13 protein-coding genes are annotated in these 15,959 nt (G+C 67.8%); 6 read left to right on the top strand and 7 right to left on the bottom strand.

Going from position 1 to position 15,959, the window contains the following annotated elements:
- Positions 1–13: 13 nt before the first annotated feature.
- On the bottom strand, positions 14–2,119 hold the full coding sequence (locus ACLQ3I_RS20125) for a DEAD/DEAH box helicase (RefSeq protein ID WP_425804232.1): 2,106 nt from the start codon (positions 2,117–2,119) through the stop codon (positions 14–16).
- The gene (locus ACLQ3I_RS20120) at positions 2,116–3,120 is read right to left on the bottom strand and encodes a PAC2 family protein (RefSeq protein ID WP_425793813.1); all 1,005 of its coding nucleotides are present in this window, start codon (positions 3,118–3,120) and stop codon (positions 2,116–2,118) included. Before ACLQ3I_RS20120 ends, ACLQ3I_RS20125 begins: the two co-directional genes overlap by 4 nt.
- Before the next feature lie 187 nt (positions 3,121–3,307).
- Here ACLQ3I_RS20120 and ACLQ3I_RS20115 point away from each other — a divergent pair, with 187 nt between their 5' ends.
- Together ACLQ3I_RS20115 and ACLQ3I_RS20110 are read left to right on the top strand one after the other, a co-directional pair.
- Entirely contained in the window at positions 3,308–3,997 is a 690-nt protein-coding gene (locus ACLQ3I_RS20115; RefSeq protein WP_425804229.1) for a hypothetical protein, read from the top strand.
- Positions 3,998–4,160: 163 nt separating this feature from the next.
- A complete protein-coding gene (locus tag ACLQ3I_RS20110; RefSeq protein ID WP_425804227.1) occupies positions 4,161–5,345 on the top strand; it encodes a DUF4192 domain-containing protein in 1,185 nt (394 codons plus the stop codon).
- A gap of 4 nt (positions 5,346–5,349) precedes the next feature.
- On the opposite strand, the gene ACLQ3I_RS20105 is transcribed toward ACLQ3I_RS20110, so the two are convergent.
- The gene (locus ACLQ3I_RS20105) at positions 5,350–6,033 is read right to left on the bottom strand and encodes an iron dependent repressor, metal binding and dimerization domain protein (RefSeq protein WP_425804225.1); all 684 of its coding nucleotides are present in this window, start codon (positions 6,031–6,033) and stop codon (positions 5,350–5,352) included.
- A gap of 163 nt (positions 6,034–6,196) precedes the next feature.
- Here ACLQ3I_RS20105 and ACLQ3I_RS20100 point away from each other — a divergent pair, with 163 nt between their 5' ends.
- Both ACLQ3I_RS20100 and ACLQ3I_RS20095 read left to right on the top strand, forming a co-directional pair.
- Positions 6,197–7,462 carry an acetoin utilization protein AcuC gene (locus ACLQ3I_RS20100; RefSeq protein WP_425793817.1) on the top strand — a complete coding sequence of 422 codons (1,266 nt, stop codon included), beginning with the start codon at positions 6,197–6,199 and terminating at the stop codon, positions 7,460–7,462.
- A complete protein-coding gene (locus ACLQ3I_RS20095; protein ID WP_425804222.1) occupies positions 7,455–10,415 on the top strand; it encodes a GNAT family N-acetyltransferase in 2,961 nt (986 codons plus the stop codon). Before ACLQ3I_RS20100 ends, ACLQ3I_RS20095 begins: the two co-directional genes overlap by 8 nt.
- A 3-nt stretch (positions 10,416–10,418) precedes the next feature.
- On the opposite strand, the gene ACLQ3I_RS20090 is transcribed toward ACLQ3I_RS20095, so the two are convergent.
- Entirely contained in the window at positions 10,419–11,438 is a 1,020-nt protein-coding gene (locus tag ACLQ3I_RS20090; protein ID WP_425793819.1) for a sigma-70 family RNA polymerase sigma factor, read from the bottom strand.
- Positions 11,439–11,595: 157 nt separating this feature from the next.
- Complete coding sequence (locus ACLQ3I_RS20085) at positions 11,596–12,057, bottom strand: DUF3099 domain-containing protein (protein WP_425793820.1); 462 nt, start codon at positions 12,055–12,057, stop codon at positions 11,596–11,598.
- A 142-nt stretch (positions 12,058–12,199) separates the two neighbouring features.
- On the opposite strand from ACLQ3I_RS20085, the gene ACLQ3I_RS20080 reads away from it, so the two are divergent.
- Positions 12,200–12,469, top strand: a complete 270-nt coding sequence (locus ACLQ3I_RS20080) for a DUF3039 domain-containing protein (RefSeq protein ID WP_425793821.1) — start codon at positions 12,200–12,202, stop codon at positions 12,467–12,469.
- Positions 12,470–12,482: 13 nt separating this feature from the next.
- On the opposite strand, the gene ACLQ3I_RS20075 is transcribed toward ACLQ3I_RS20080, so the two are convergent.
- Positions 12,483–13,760 carry a YihY/virulence factor BrkB family protein gene (locus tag ACLQ3I_RS20075; protein WP_425804220.1) on the bottom strand — a complete coding sequence of 426 codons (1,278 nt, stop codon included), beginning with the start codon at positions 13,758–13,760 and terminating at the stop codon, positions 12,483–12,485.
- A 128-nt stretch (positions 13,761–13,888) separates the two neighbouring features.
- A complete protein-coding gene (locus tag ACLQ3I_RS20070; protein WP_425793823.1) occupies positions 13,889–14,026 on the bottom strand; it encodes a hypothetical protein in 138 nt (45 codons plus the stop codon).
- Between the two features lie 140 nt (positions 14,027–14,166).
- Here ACLQ3I_RS20070 and ACLQ3I_RS20065 point away from each other — a divergent pair, with 140 nt between their 5' ends.
- Positions 14,167–15,903, top strand: a complete 1,737-nt coding sequence (locus ACLQ3I_RS20065; protein WP_425793824.1) for a DEAD/DEAH box helicase — start codon at positions 14,167–14,169, stop codon at positions 15,901–15,903.
- Positions 15,904–15,959: the final 56 nt, after the last annotated feature.

Below are 15,959 nucleotides of genomic sequence, written 5' to 3'. Positions count from 1 at the left end.
TCGGTGGACCCGACTATTCCACACCCGCCCGGCTGAGTTGCTCCCATTCGTCGACCAGGCTGGAGTCGACCTCGCGGACCATCGCCCCGACCCGGTCGGTGATCTCGACGACCTCCGGGGTGCTGACCGCAGTCGGAAGGCCTTGTCGCAGAACTCGATAGCAATCGGAAAGATACCGCAAGACGACGCCCTCGCTGCGGGCGAGTCCGTACTGGGAAATGAGTTCGGTGAACGTCATCGACCGTTCGAGCATCTCGCGGAGCACCGACTTCGGCGACGGCGGATACGACGACACCCAAGGGTGTCCGCGACGGTAGACGCCGAATGCGAACTCGATCTCGTCGGCGAGCGGACGGGGCCAGGTGATCTCCTCCAGCCGGGTCATGCGCTCCTCGTATTCGATACCGTCCGACTTCATCTCGGCTATCGCCGCGTCGCGCGCGACCTTGCGCTGGGCGAAAAGCAGTGGGCGCGGATCCTCGAGGGTGGACTCGAGGATCGAGAGCACATCGAGTGAGTATGTTCCCGAGTCGGGGTCGAGGATCTCGAAGGCGGCCAGCGCGAACGACGAGAGCGGATTGGTGAGCGCGAAGTTCTCCGGCATGTCCACCGACATCGCGACGTTCTTGCCGTCCGGGTCGGGAGCATCGAGTTGGATGACGATGCCGGACTCGCGCAGGCCTCGGTACAGCTCGATGGTGTGCCGGATGTGGCGGAGTTGCCGGTTGCGTGGCTCGTGATTCTCCTCGAGCAGATGCCGCAGTGCCGCGAAGCAGTCACCCGGCCGCGTCAGCACCTCCATCAGGATCGCCGTGGTCATCCGGAAATGCGACCGCAATGGCTCGTCGGGTGCATCGATGAGTTGGGTGAATGTCTTCTCGCCCCAGGAAACGAAGCCCTCCGGCGGCTTCTTGCGGACCAGCTTGCGGAGCTTCTTGGGGTCGTCGCCCGCCTTTGCCACCGCCCGCGCATTGTCGACGTCGTGCTCGGGCGCCTGGACCACCACATAGCCGATGCTGTCGAATCCGGCGCGGCCCGCGCGCCCGGCGATCTGGTGGAACTCACGCGCGCGAAGACGTCGGACCCGGGTGCCGTCGTACTTGCTCAGCCCCGCGAACAGCACGGTGCGGATGGGCACGTTGATGCCGACGCCGAGGGTGTCGGTACCGGCGACGACCTTGAGTAGTCCTTGTTGCGCAAGACGTTCCACGAGCCGTCGGTAGCGCGGCAGCATCCCGGCGTGGTGCACGCCGATCCCGGAGCGCAGCAGTTTGGACAGGGTCGCACCGAAACCGGTGTGGAAGCGGAAATCGCCGATGGCCTCGGCGATGAGCGCCTTCTCGGTCTTGTCGGCGATCTTGGCCGACAACAGCGCCTGGGCGCGTTCCACTGCGGAGGCCTGGGTGAAGTGGACCACGTAGACGGGCGCGCGACCCGCGGAGATCAGGTTCTCGATGGTCTCGTGAATCGGCGTCATCGCATACGTGTGCTCGAGTGGTACCGGCCGATCGGTGCCGGTGATCGCCGACGTCGGGCGTCCGGTGCGTCGCTGAAGGTCGTCGACGAAGAACGAGACGTCGCCGAGAGTCGCCGACATCAAGAGGAACTGCGTGTGCGGCAGTTCGATGAGTGGCACCTGCCACGCCCAGCCCCGGTCGGTCTCGCCGTAGTAGTGGAACTCATCGGCGACGAGAGTGCCGATGTCGCTGCGCGATCCGTCACGGAGTGCGAGGTTGGCCACGATCTCGGCCGTGGCGCACACGATCGGGGCATCGGCGTTGACGGCGGCGTCGCCGGTCACCAGACCAACGGACGCCGCGCCGAACATCGCACACAGCTCGAAGAACTTCTCACTCACCAACGCCTTGATGGGCGCGGTGTAGTAGACCCGCTCGCCACGACAACGCGCGAAGTGGATCGCGCCGGCAGCGACGAGGGATTTGCCGGACCCGGTGGGTGTCGCGAGGATCACGTTGCTGCCGGCGATGAGTTCGAGAAGGGACTCTTCCTGGTGCGGATAGAGCTCGATTCCCCGGTCATTCCACCAGTCGGTGAACGTTTCGAATGCGGTGTCCTCGTCGGCCACCGGGGTCAGGACGGACCCCGGTGCCGCGCTCACATCGGGGATGGGGGACCGCCTGCGCCGTCGTCCGGACCTTCGCTGTGCGTGTTGCCACCATCGGGGTTGTCACTGTCGCGCACCTGCTCGGCGAGGAAGCGTTCGAGTTCGGCGCCGAGTTCGTCGCCGCTCGGGAGGTCCTCTTCGGCCGCCAGCAGCGACGCACGTTCGGCCTGAGCCTGCGTGAAGGTGTCGTACTGCGTCTCGAGCGCGGCGACCACCGACTCGATCTCGGCGTTGCCCGAGACCTCGTTGTCGACCTGCAGACGGACCTTCTCGGCTGCGTTCTCCAGTGCGACGACCGGCAACTGTAGGCCGGTCACCTCGCCGACCGCGTCCAGCAGACGCGCGGAGGCCGCCGGGTAGTCGGTCTGCGACAAGTAGTGCGGCACATGGACGGACAGGCCCGCTGCGCGGTGGTCATGTTCGCTCATCCGCAATTCCAGCAACATCGACGCGCTGGCCGGCAGCTTCATCTCCGATCCCCAGCGCGGCAGATCGCCGAGCCGGTCCGGATCGTCGCCGTGTGCGGTGATCGACGGCGGGCGGGTGTGCGGGACGGCCATCGGGATGGCGTTGAGTCCGATGACATCGGTCACCCCGAAGCGTTCGGCGAGCCGCCGCACCGCGTCGACGAACTGTTCCCAGCGCAGGTCGGGCTCCGAACCCGCGAGCAGGAGGAACGGTCGGCCCGCGGTGTCGCGGATCGCATGCATCGTCAGTGATGGCATCTCGACATCGGTGAACTTGTCACCGCTGAAGGTGACGGTCGGTCGACGTGACCGGTAGTCGATCAACTCGTCGGTGGAAAACGTCGCAACCAGTTCGGAATCAAACGCATCGCGCAGGTGCCGTGCTGCCAGCGCGACAGCGTGTCCTGCATCCGCAAACCCCTCGAGGGCATGGAGCAGCACCGGTCCGGTGCCCTCGTCGTTCGAGACCTGGGGCGCGGGGAACTCCAGCGAGTACAGCGAACTGTTCTCGGCGGGCCGCTCGTCCATGGGTCGTCCCTCCTCGTCGTGTGTATGTCGATTCTCTCGCATCGGCGCCCGGCAGGGCCAATTTCGCAGATCGATGCGGTATTCGTCAGTGTCAACACGCCGACGCCGGCCCGGATTCCCGGCCGGCCGGATTCGCCGGGGTGTCGGTGCGCCGGGCCCGCACCGGTCGATGGCACAGTAGGCCCTTGTGACCACAACCAAGAGGCACCAGTTACGACGTCCCGTCGTGCTCGCCCCGCTGCTGGTCGGGACGGCGATTCTCGTGGCTTCCGGGTGCACGGTGGACGGGCAGGGGGTAGCCGGAGCGGCCGATCTCTCCGGCGACTCGGTGGCGGCATCGGATTTCCCGGGCGGTTCGGCGAGTCGCGTGCCGGCACCCGCGGTGCCGGCCGCCCTCGCCGACATCACCGGTCGTCCACTCCATGGATCGGTGACCCCGCCGCAGTGCACGCCCGCGGGCCTGCCCTCCGACGGCGCGGCGGTGTTGGTCGGTTCGGATCCCGACGATTCGACCGCGACCTTCACCTCCGCGGTCACCAGGGCAGGCAAGTCCCTCGCCGACGTGACCACGCAGGCCAGGAATTGCCCGCGGGTGCTCTCCGGTTCGGCCCCGACCGCGACATCGCTGGTGACCGTTCAGGTGCTCCAGGCCCCGAAAGCGCAGTCGGTCGACACCGCGGGACTGCGTCGGCAGATCGCGACGGGCAATGTCGGGTCGTCGGCGCTGACAACCGGGACGACCGCTCTGATGGCGCAACGCCGCGGGGTGCGGGTCACCGTCGAGTACCGGCATCAGGGCGCCGAGCCGATGTCGGCACGAGAAAGCGATCAACTCGCGGCACTCTTCGACAAGGCGGTCGACGCGGCCTTCGGTTGATACGGCCGTCGGCCGACCCGAACCCGGACCGCGCGATGTGCTTTCCGCATCGTGCCTGCATGATCTGTGGATTTTCGCGAGTGTGTGGACAACCTCGTGTCAACTGGCGGTCGCAGGGGTCGGCGGCGTCGGTTGCGCCGGTGCCGCACCCGACGATGACCGCATGTCTGCATCCACCAATTCCAGGTCCCTGTCATCATCTGCACTGCTGACGGCCGTGCCGGGTCTGCTCGGCTTCATCCCCGACCGTTCCTTCATCCTGCTCGCATTCGGCGACGACCCGCACGTGGTCCGGACCGCGATGCGTCACGACCTCGTCCTCGACGAGAGCGGCGACATCGTCCCGGCCCTGAAGTCGGTGCTCACCGATCTCGCAGAGGTGTGCGTACGCAACGAGATTCGTGCCGTCGTCGCGGTGATCGTCGATGATCGCCACCCGGCAGGCGACGATCGGTACCGGCGGCTCTGTGCGATAGCTGATCGCCGATTCGTCGAGATCGGCGGGATCTCGGCGGGGTTCGTGGTGCCGGAGTTCGCGGACGGGGTGCGATGGCAACGGATCTGGGACCCACGCCCTGCAGCTGTCCGCCAGATGTGCGCGCCACACACACCGCCGATCGCACCGTCGGCGTCGCCCCGCGGTCGGCTCGGCAATCCGCACACCAGCCCGACCGCTGTTCAGCAAGCGGTGACCACCGGCCGGCGGGTGCTCGCTCGCCGCTCGGACATGGCGGCGATGCTCGCACCGCTCGACCATTGCGCGGGAGACCACTGCGCACGAGACCACTGCGCACGAGACCAGCGCGAAGGAGGCCACGGCGCAGACGATCACGGCGACGATAACCAGTGCGAAGCCGATCCGGCGACCGATGCCGGGCTCCTCCGTGGTGTCGTCGAACAGGTGATCTCCACGATGCCGTCGCCGACGAGCAAGGTGACCGGACCACGGGCGCTCGATTGCGCGACGGTGACGATGCTCGGTACCGCACTGACCCGCCTGCCGGTCCGGGATGCGGCACTCGCGCTCGCGGTGACCGATCTACGGCACGCCGCCGAGATGTTGTGGCGAGAACTGGCGCGGCGGCTCACCGGCTCGCAGCGGGCGAGTGCGGCAACGCTGCTGGCGCATCTGCACTACATCAACGGGGAGGGCGGATATGCCGGTGTCGCGCTCGACTGCGCGCTCGCGGCGGACCCGGAGTGGTCATTGGCAGTGCTGCTCGACAGCGCACTCCGTGGCGGTATGCCACCACGGATGCTCCGCGCGATGATCGACGACAGCTACGAGGTTGCGCACTCCCTCGGCGTTCCGATGCCTGCGCCGACACCGGAGCTCGAGGCGAGCTGAACGATCAGACCTTGTCGACGAAGACCGAGTGGGCCATCTCCTCGGACAGCTCCAGACCGTCATGGCCCGGCGAGGTGACCATTGCCTTCTCGCGATTGATCGTGACCGTCACACGGGCGTTGGGCACCACACCTGCATCGCGCAGTTCGCTGATCAGATCCTGGTCGGACTGGGCATGTTCGGACAGCCGCCGCACGATCACGACGACGGGGTCACCCTGGGGCAGGTCGGACAGCCGGGTGGCGCCGTCGCTCAGCGGCGCCTGCTCGGCGCCCAGCAGTTCCAGCCCGGGAATCGGATTGCCGTAGGGGGAGGTGGTCGGGTTGTCGAGAACGGTCAGCAGTCGCCGCTCGACGTTCTCGCTCATCACGTGCTCCCAGCGGCAGGCCTCCTCGTGGACCTGGTCCCAGGGCATCCCGATGACGTCGACCAGCAGACGCTCGGCCAGGCGATGCTTGCGCATCACGGCGACGGCCAGGTCACGGCCGCGGTCGGTGAGTTCGAGGTGCCGGTCGCCTGCGACGTGCAGCAGGCCGTCACGTTCCATCCGGGCCACCGTCTGCGAGACTGTCGGACCGCTTTGCTCCAACCGTTCGGCGATGCGGGCGCGGAGAGGGACGATCCCCTCTTCTTCGAGGTCGTAGATCGTCCGCAAGTACATCTCAGTGGTGTCAACCAGATCGTTCACTGTGCGCAGTCCCTTCGTCTAGGCCCAAGGGTACCCTGATCAGGCCATGTGACCCTTGCGCGTGTCGGACGACACGCATGGCAGTGCGGCAGTGGGGGGTACGTCGGTGCCGCGCTCGGGACGAAGTGCATCGGTGGCCATCGGAAGCCACTAGCCTGAGGTCGTGACGCGGACGACGAGCGACGAAGCGGCGGCAGTCATCTGGAGCGAGGATTTCCTGTCCTACAAGTGGGCGCACACCCACCCGATGAACCCGGTCCGCCTCGCCCTGACGATGACGTTGGCGCAGAGCCTCGGCGTGCTCGACGGCGTCGACAGTCGCGCTCCTCTCGACATCGATGACTCGGCTCTGACAGTGGTGCACTCCACCGACTACATCGACGCGGTGCGGGCTGTCGGATCGGGGACGGCGTCGCTGTCGGGGCCACTGCTCGAGCGGCTCTTCGGGCTGGGGGATTCCGACAATCCGGTGTTCGACGGGATGCACGAGGCCGCCCGGTTGCTCGTCGGCGGCACGCTGGCCGCTGCGCAGGCGGTGGCGTCGGGGTCCGTGCGACGGGCGGTGAACATCGGCGGCGGGATGCATCATGCGATGAAGGCGAGGGCGGCCGGCTTCTGCATCTACAACGACTGCGCCATCGCCATCCGGTGGCTGCTGGAGAACGGGTATGACCGGATCGCCTACGTCGACATCGACGCGCACCACGGAGACGGTGTCCAGGTCGAGTTCGCCGCGGACCCGCGCGTGCTGACCGTCTCACTGCACCAGCACCCTGCGACACTGTGGCCCGGAACGGGATGGCCCACCGAGGTGGGTGACGGTGACGCCCAGGGGTCGGCGGTGAACGTGGCCCTGATGCCGGACATCACGGATCGATTGTGGCTGCGCGCCTTCCATGCGGTGGTGCCCTCGGTCCTCGAAGAGTTCCGGCCACAGATCCTGATCAGTCAGTGCGGCGTGGACAGTCACCGCGCCGACCCCCTCACCGATCTGGCACTGACGGTCGACGGCCAGCGTGCCGCGATGCAGGCGATGCGCGGGTTTGCCGACAAGTACTGCGACGGGCGTTGGATTGCAGTGGGCGGCGGCGGCTATGGCGTCGTGAACGTGGTCCCCCGCAGCTGGGCCCACCTGATCGGGATCGTCCTCGGCCGTGACGTCGACGTCGAGACCACGATCGACGAATCGTGGTGTGCCACCGCCGAGCAGATCGCCGAGCAGGTGCACTCCGATTACTCGCAGGCCCCGGTGACGGTGATGGGTGACGGCGGAGATGTCGGCTATGTGGCGTGGGACGGCGACACGGGTCAGGACCCGCCCGAGGGGATCAGCGACTCCGCGCAACGCCAGACCGACCGGGCGATCCTGGCCACCCGCCGTGCGGTGTATCCATTGCACGGTCTCGATCCGGAGGACCCCCGTGACTGATCCGAGTGACGACCTGATCCCATCGAGAGACCCTGCGACGGAATCGAAACCGACGGACGCTACGGCGCCGGGGAGTACGGCTGCACCGACCGGGGAGGCGGCCGACCGGCCTCAGCCGCGTGAGCCGTGGGACTACCCTCGCCATTGGATCGCCGATGTGTTGGCCTCCGACGGCGGCGTCGTTCACCTGCGGCCGATCATCCCCGACGACGCCGATCGTGTGGTGCGGTTCCATGCCGGGCTGTCGGAGCGGACCCGATACATGCGGTACTTCGGGCCGACGCCGACGTTGCCGCCGCGCGAGGTGGCGCGCATGACGACGGTCGACTATCAGAAGAGAGTCGCGCTGGTCGCAGTGCTCGGGGGCGACATCATCGCGATCGGCCTCTACGAAGGACTCGAGTTCGACGGCAAGCCCGAGTCGGCCGAGGTCGCCTTTGTGGTCGCCGATGATCACCAGGGCCGTGGGCTCGGCCCGATCCTGCTCGAGCATCTCGCCGGGGCGGCGGCGGAGAGTGGCTTCGTCCGCTTCGAGGCGGAGGTGCTCAGCGAGAACCCGAACATGGTGGCCGTGTTCCGCGATGCCGGGTACCAGCTGTCGCGCAACTTCGACGGCAGCACCGTGCACGTGGAATTCCTGATCGACCCCACCGAAGCGCTGTTGTCGGTGCGCAACGCGCGCGAACGCGCCTCCGAGGCGCGCAGCGTCGCCAACCTGCTCCGGCCGTCGTCGGTGGCCGTGATCGGTGCCTCCACCGACCCGAAGAAGGTCGGTAATGCCTTGCTCGCCAACATCATCGCCGGGGGATTCACCGGCCCGGTGTTCCCGGTCAACGGGCCCGGCCCGGCCGACGACGCCGACGAGACCGCGGCGGCGACCGGCGCGCCACGAACGGCGCACGGACCGGGTCCCGTGCGGTCCACACCGGCGCAGCGACGCAGTCATGAGCGGCCGCCCTCAGTGCGCGGGATCCGGGCGTACCCGACGGTTCGCGACATCCCGGATCCGGTGGATCTGGCGGTGGTCGCGGTACCCGCGGCCAGTGTCGACGAGGTCCTCGACGACTGTCTCGTGAAGGGGGTCCGGACGCTGGTCGTGGTCTCGTCAGGGTTCGGCGAGAGTGGCGAGGCGGGCCTGGAGAGTGAGCACCGACTGCTCGAACAGGTCCGTGAACACGGCATGAGGCTGGTGGGCCCCAACGCACTGGGCGTCGCCAACAACGAGCCGTCGGTGGCGCTCAACGCGACGCTGGCACCACGCATCCCGGCCACCGGGCGGGTCGGCTTCTTCTGTCAGTCGGGCGCACTCGGGATCGCGATCCTCGACACCGCCGCACGCCGTCAGATCGGCCTTTCGACCTTCGTGTCGGCCGGCAACCGCGCCGACGTGTCGGGCAACGACCTGCTCCAGTACTGGGACACCGACACCGCGACGGACGTGATCCTGCTCTACCTCGAGAGCTTCGGAAATCCACGCAAGTTCTCCCGGATCGCCCGACGCGTCTCGCGTTCGAAGCCGATCGTGGCGGTCAAGTCGGGAAAGGGGGCGATGACGGCTGCGCGCGCGGCCCGGTCGTCGGCGGCCAGCCTCGACGACCAGATCGCCCAGATGGTGCTGGAGCAGGCGGGGGTCATCCAGGTCGACACCATCTCCGAACTCTTCGACTGCGCAACGATCTTCGCGTACCAGCCGTTACCGCGCGGCCCACGTACACGCATCATCGGCAACTCGTCGGTGCTGGGCAGCCTGGCCGCGGAGACCGCCCGCGGTGGTGGCCTGGAGGTGACCGACACGATCGACCTCGGCGCGGGCGCGAGTGAAGACGCGTTCGAGGCCGCGGTGACCGACGCGATGGCGGATCCGTCGGTGGATGCGGTGATCGTCGTGTTCGTCCCACCGGTGGCCGTGGACGCCGACTGGCATGCGCGCGCGCTGATGGCGGCGGCCAACACACAGATCCCGCGTGCCGGAGATGCCGCCGGCGGGCCGGACTCGAATCACCCGAAACCGATCGTGACGACATTCCTCGCCGTCGAGGGCATCCCGCCCGGGCTGATGAAGCCGGGCGTCAACGGTCTGCCGGACGTCGGGTCGATCCCGTCGTACGGGAGCCCAGAACGCGCGGCCAACGCGTTGGCCCGCTCGTGGCAGTATGCGCGGTGGCGAGAGCGGCCGGAATCGGAGATCCACCGTTCCGGCAACACCGACCCGGAGGCCGCGCGCGGCTATGTCCGCGAGGCGATGGAGAATCTCGTCACCGGCGGTGGCGACACCGACCCCGGCCTGACTCTCGGACATGTCGAGTCGGCGACCGTGCTGGGCTGGTACGGCATCTCGATCGTGCCGTTCCGAGAGGTCACCACCATGCACGAGGCGTCTGCCGCAGGACGCGACCTCGGGTTCCCGGTCGCGGTGAAGGCGACCTCCCAGACGTGGCGCGGGCGCCTCGACCGTGAGGGCGCCCGGCTCGACCTCCCCGATGCGACCGCGGTTGTCACCGCCTTCGCCGAACTCAGCGAGCTGACCGGTGATCGGGTGCTGCACATCCAGAAGATGGCTCCGAAGGGGATCGGGACGATGATCCGGGTGCGCGACGACCGTTCGTTCGGATCGCTCATCTCGTTCGGACTGTCGGGGCGGACATTCGATCTGTTGGGTGACCACGGATACCGGGCCATCCCGCTGTCGGCGCTCGATGCGTCGGACCTGATCGACGAACCGCGGTCATCCGCACTGCTGCGTGGCTATGCCGGCGAACCGCCGGTGGACCGAGCGGCGCTGGCCGATCTGCTCCTGCGGATCTCGACGCTTGTCGAGGACATCCCCGAGGTCCGCGAGGTGGTCCTCGACCCGATCCTGGCTTCACCGGACGGCGCCGCGGTGCTCACGGCCCTGATACGTGTCGGTCCGGTGCCCACACGAGCGGACACCGGACCGAGACGATTGGGTTAGAGATCAGCTGGCATAGGCGCGCAGGCGCTCGGCGCGCTCACCCTGACGGAGCTTGCCCATGACCTCGCGTTCGATCTGCCGCACGCGCTCGCGCGACAGCCCGAACATCCGGCCGATCTGGTCGAGAGTGCGCGGCTGGCCGTCGTCGAGGCCGTAGCGCATCCGGATGACCTGCTGCTCACGCTCGTCGAGGGTTGCGAGCACCGAGCGGATGTCAGAGTGCAGCAGACCGGCGATCACGGCGTTCTCGGCGGAGGTCGCCTCGGCGTCCTCGATGAAGTCGCCCAACGGCGCCTCCTCGTCGCTGCCGACCGGCATGTCCAGGCTGACCGGGTCACGGCTGTGGTCGAGCAGGTCGGCGATCTTCTCCGCCGGGATACCCGACTCGCTGGCGAGCTCGTCGTCGGTCGCCTCGCGGCCGAGTTGCTGGTGGAGTTCGCGCTTGATGCGCGCCAGCTTGTTGACCTGCTCGACGAGGTGGACGGGCAGCCGGATGGTGCGACTCTGATCGGCCATACCGCGGGTGATGGCCTGACGGATCCACCATGTCGCATAGGTCGAGAACTTGAAGCCCTTCGCGTAGTCGAACTTCTCCATCGCGCGGATCAGACCCAGATTGCCTTCCTGGATCAGGTCGAGCAGCGGCATACCGCGACCGGTGTACCGCTTGGCCAGGGAGACCACCAGCCGGAGATTGGCCTCGAGCAGGTGCGCCCGGGCGAACTCGCCCTCGCGGACGATGACGGCGAGGTCACGCTTGCGGGTTGCCGACAACCGCTTCTTGGTGGCCAGGAGGTTCTTGGCGTAGAGGCCTGCCTCGATCATCTTGGCGAGTTCGACCTCCTGCTCGGCGTTGAGCAGAGCCGTACGGCCGATGCCGTTGAGATAGACGCGAACGAGGTCGGCAGCCGGGGACTGTGCATCCAGATCCTGCTCCGTCATGGCGGGGCGGGTCCGGGTGGAAGTGGGATCGTCGGCGAATCCAGTAGTCGTGGTCGGGCGTGAAACTGTCGAGCGTGACATTCGGCCTCCTGACTTGAGTGCGTTCATGAGGTCCAACGCGTTCGGGGGGGTGAAAGTTCCCGGGGGTTCCCGCGACTGCGTCGTCTGAGATGGACGTGACCAGCGGTTACCACGAGCCGATTCAGCGGGCTACATGAGAAGTTGCTGAGAGTGTGGGTCAGCGGGAACCGCGTTCCGAATCGTCCTCGGCCTGATCGCGTGGGGTGTCCGTTGTCGAGTCGACGACATGGGATTCGGGACTGGCGGCGGTGCTGCCCAGCGACATCGGTTCGACGACGGAATGATCGGCGCCGTATTTGTATTGCGGCGCCTCGCCACGCTTGCGCGGCGGCCGGTCGTTGGCGATCAGGACCGCGACCCACGGGATGGGGATCGAGATCGCGACGATCGCGAGCGCGAGCAGACCGTTGTGTGTCGAGCTGTAGACGATCCCGGCGATCACCAGGGCGGGAACGCGAAAGGCCATCAACGTGAGGTACTTGCGCACCCTCGCGCGCTGCTGATCTTCGAGAGATCGATGGGCATCGGTGATCAGGAAGGCGTCGCGGTCGTCGCGATGGGGTACTCGGGCACCATCCGTACCGGTGCCCCCGCGTGCCCCAGATCCGTCGCCAGCCATGATTCCACTGTCCCACTTTCGGGTGCGGATTGCATCGGCGGGATCGTTAGGTCGGGCTGCCCTGCGACGATCGATCGGACCGCGACGGCGGGCGATCGACGCGGCTGGCAGCGGACACCTGGTGTGTCGCACAATGGAGCACATGGGAACGCAGACGATTGAGCGGCCGGACCTCGACGAACGGACCGACGTCGACGAACGGCCTGATGCCGACGCCACCGACAGGGGCGACGACGACCGCCCCAAATTCTTCCACTACGTGAAGAAGAACAAAATCGCGGAGAGCGCTGTGATGGGGAGCCATGTGGTCGCGCTGTGCGGCGAGACCTTCCCGGTCACGCGCTCGGCCAAGCCCGGGTCTCCGGTGTGCCCGAAATGCAAGAAGATCTACCAGCGGATGAAGAAGAGCTGAGCGTCGCGGTCGCTCACGCGACCGGACCGTCGTCGGGCGGACGTGCACGGGTGGGGCGTGGACGTACCGGTTGATCGCGCCCGGTACCGGGATCATCCGAGGACCGGCCACGCCGGATCGGTCCGGAGGACAGGCGGTCGGGCAGCGTCTTGAGCTGGCCGGTGATGTCAGAGGTCTGCGACGACACCCAGTCGCGCACCTGGGTGGACGCGGCCGGCTTGGCCGGCCACAACGACTGGACCGCGGCGTTGAACTCGGCGCCGACCACGATCGCGAATCCCAGAAAGAACGTGAACAGCAGGAACGCGATCGGGGTCGCCAGCGCTCCGTAGGTGTAGCCGGCCCGGGTGATCGCGGTCAGGTAGATGCGCAGGATATAGCTCGCGATCCAGAAGAACACCCCGGCCACCACCGCGCCGCCGACCAAGCGGTGCCAGGGCAGCGGATTGGGCAGCGCCAGGTGGTAGAGCGTGGTGAGCACGATCAGCATCAGGGCGGCGACGAACGGGAAGTAGCCGTAGTCGATCAGCTGGGTGACGATCGGATCCCAGGATTCGGGCACGATCTCGTGCAGATAGTTGGGGCCAAGGGCGACCAGGGGCAGCAGGAACACCGCGATGATCAGGAACCCCACGTAGAGGAACAGGGCGAAGAAGCGCTGCCACACGGGATTTCGGACCTGGTGCTGGTCGTGGGCTCGCACGATCGACGCGACGAAGCAGGAGACCGCCGACGAGCCGGCCCATAGGGAGATGATGAAGCCCGCCGAGATCACCACGACCTTGCCGCGCCCGAGGACGTTGTCGACGGTGGGTTTGATGATGTCGCTGACGACGTTGTCGGAGAAGGTGCGGTTGGCGAACGCGATGATCCGCTCATAGATCACGTCGACCGTGTCGGGGCCGAACCATCCGGCGATGTAGCCGACGCTCCCGAGGATCCCGAGTACGAGCGGTGGCAGCGAGAGGGCCTGCCAGAAGGCGGCCTGCGCGGCCCAGCCGACGACGCCGTCGTCCCAGGCCTTCTTGATGGTCCGCCATACCAGCCGGTGCAGATTCGGCAGCACCGGCGGGCCGGGCGGGTGCGGGATCTCGACGGCGGGGTCGTCGTGGCCGGTCAGCGCTCGCGTATCGCCGCGGTCCGGTGGACCCTCCTGTTCACGGCCGAGCGTCTCTGGGGCGGGTGACCGTCGGCGGTTGCGCGTGGACCCGGGTTCCGTCTGCCGGCGGTTCGGTCGGGACGCCTGAGGGACGGTCGGTGGGGCAGGATCGACGATGGGGGTGGTCGGCATGCTCCCGTCGGGGCTCCGGCCCGCAACACCCCGGTTCCGCGCGTACGGCCCAGCCGCCGACGACGTGCTGTCCTCGGTGATCGGTACAGGGTTCCGGTTGCGACTGTCTATGGCTCCAGCATCCCTGATCACGCACCGAAGCGGGTGACCGGTCCCGGCGTGGTGTGTGGTGTGTCGGATCCGCCACCCGCAGACGGGACGATCTGTGCCACACCCGCGACCGAGTGCGCGTCGCCCGAGCCGTCGTCGGCGGCCCCCGGTAGCATGGCCCGCGTCCCCTTGAGTGTGCGGATGGATCGGGAGCCGAGCGACCGGGCCGGGCGAAGATCTCGTGCACGAGGGGATGTTTCATGCCCCCGGAACGTGGTGTCCGGCCCCGATGACAGGTGTCAGGAGCAGTGCAGGAGTGACTTCAGCAGCCCACGACGACCCATCCGCCCACGAGGTGCCGGTTCCGGCAGACCCGGCGCTGCGAGCCTGGCAGCGGCGCGCACTGACGAAGTACCTGACGCGCCGTCCCCAGGACTTCCTCGCGGTGGCCACGCCCGGTGCCGGTAAGACCACCTTCGGGCTCCGGGTGGCGCGCGAACTGCTCGACGACCGGACAGTCGACCAGATCGCCGTCGTCGCGCCGACGGAGCATCTGAAGCACCAGTGGGCCGAGGCTGCCGCCCGAGTGGGGATCGCGCTGGACTCTCGGTTCAGCAACTCGACCGGCCAGACCAGTTCGGATTACCACGGGGTGGTCCTCACCTATGCGCAGGTCGCTGCGCATCCCACTCGGCATCGCGTGCGGACCGAGAACCGGCGGACCCTGGTGATCCTGGACGAGATCCACCACGGCGGCGACGCCAAATCGTGGGGCGACGCGATTCGTGAGGCATTCTCCGACGCGACGCGCCGTCTGGCGCTGACCGGCACACCGTTCCGGTCCGACGACTCGCCGATCCCGTTCGTCACCTATGAACCCGAGGCGGGCGGGGTGCTGCGGTCCAAGGCCGACCACACCTACGGCTATGCCGACGCGCTCGCCGACGGAGTGGTCCGCCCGGTGGTCTTCCTCGCTTACAGCGGGCAGGCCAGCTGGCGGACCAGCGCAGGCGAGGAGTTCACGGCGCGCCTGGGTGAGCCACTGTCCCAGGAGCACACCGCGCGGGCCTGGCGGACCGCGCTCGACCCGCATGGCGATTGGATTCCCGCGGTCCTCGAGGGCGCGCACACGCGTCTGCGTCAACTACGCGCCGGCGGTATCCCCGATGCGGGTGGGCTGGTCATCGCCACGGACCAGACGACCGCGCGTGACTACGCCGAGCTACTCACCGCGATCACCGGCAAGCGACCGACGATCGTGCTCTCCGACGATCCCAAGTCGTCGTCGCGGATCGCCGAGTTCGCCGCGTCCGATGACGAATGGATGGTCGCGGTGCGCATGGTGTCGGAAGGTGTCGACGTGCCGCGACTCGCGGTCGGCGTCTACGCCACCAGCGCCTCGACGCCCCTCTACTTCGCACAGGCGATCGGTCGCTTCGTGCGTTCCCGGCGCCCGGGGGAGACGGCGAGCGTCTTCCTGCCGTCGGTGCCGGTACTTCTCGGCCTCGCGAGCGAGATGGAAGCGGAACGCGACCACGTGCTGGGCAAACCACACCGCGAGAGCGACGGTCTCGACGACGCGCTGCTGATCGATGCGAACAAGCAGAAGGACGAACCCGGTGAGGATGAGAAGGCTTTCGAGTCGCTCCACGCCGACGCCGAACTCGATCAGGTGATCTTCGACGGTGCGTCGTTCGGCACGGCGACCTTCGCGGGCACCGACGAGGAGTCCGACTACCTGGGGCTCCCCGGTCTGCTCGACGCCGAGCAAATGCGCGCCCTGCTGCGCAAGCGGCAGGCCGAGCAGGTGTCGGATCGCACGGCCGCCGCGGCGGTGGACGCACCCGCGCCGACCCCCCGCCCCGCCGGCGAGAATCTGCACGCGTTGCGCAAGGAGCTCAACGGGCTGGTCGCGATGCATCACCACCGGACGGGCAAGCCGCACGGCATGGTGCACAACGAGCTGCGGACGCGGCTCGGCGGGCCCCCGACGGCCATGGCCACCGCCGATCAGTTACGAGATCGGATCGCCGCGCTGCGCGAGTGGCGCTGATCGGTCGACGTCGGACCCGGATACGAGAAGGCCCGGCCGGAATCTCCGGCCGGGCC

It is taken from the genome of Gordonia sp. DT101 (genome assembly GCF_049844895.1).
Lineage (GTDB): Bacteria > Actinomycetota > Actinomycetes > Mycobacteriales > Mycobacteriaceae > Gordonia.
The sequence above is the reverse complement of the archived record's forward strand: the minus strand, read 5'-3'. Positions and strand labels throughout refer to the sequence as shown.

Excerpts from the sequence above, each read along its gene's own strand:
- ACLQ3I_RS20090 (WP_425793819.1), bottom strand. The coding sequence starts at position 11,438 with ATGTCACGCTCGACAGTTTCACGCCCGACCACGACTACTGGATTCGCC.
- ACLQ3I_RS20070 (WP_425793823.1), bottom strand. The coding sequence starts at position 14,026 with ATGCTACCGGGGGCCGCCGACGACGGCTCGGGCGACGCGCACTCGGTC.
- ACLQ3I_RS20075 (WP_425804220.1), bottom strand. The coding sequence starts at position 13,760 with ATGCCGACCACCCCCATCGTCGATCCTGCCCCACCGACCGTCCCTCAG.
- ACLQ3I_RS20080 (WP_425793821.1), top strand. The coding sequence starts at position 12,200 with ATGGGAACGCAGACGATTGAGCGGCCGGACCTCGACGAACGGACCGAC.
- ACLQ3I_RS20110 (WP_425804227.1), top strand. The coding sequence starts at position 4,161 with ATGTCTGCATCCACCAATTCCAGGTCCCTGTCATCATCTGCACTGCTG.
- ACLQ3I_RS20085 (WP_425793820.1), bottom strand. The coding sequence starts at position 12,057 with ATGGCTGGCGACGGATCTGGGGCACGCGGGGGCACCGGTACGGATGGT.
- ACLQ3I_RS20120 (WP_425793813.1), bottom strand. The coding sequence starts at position 3,120 with ATGGACGAGCGGCCCGCCGAGAACAGTTCGCTGTACTCGCTGGAGTTC.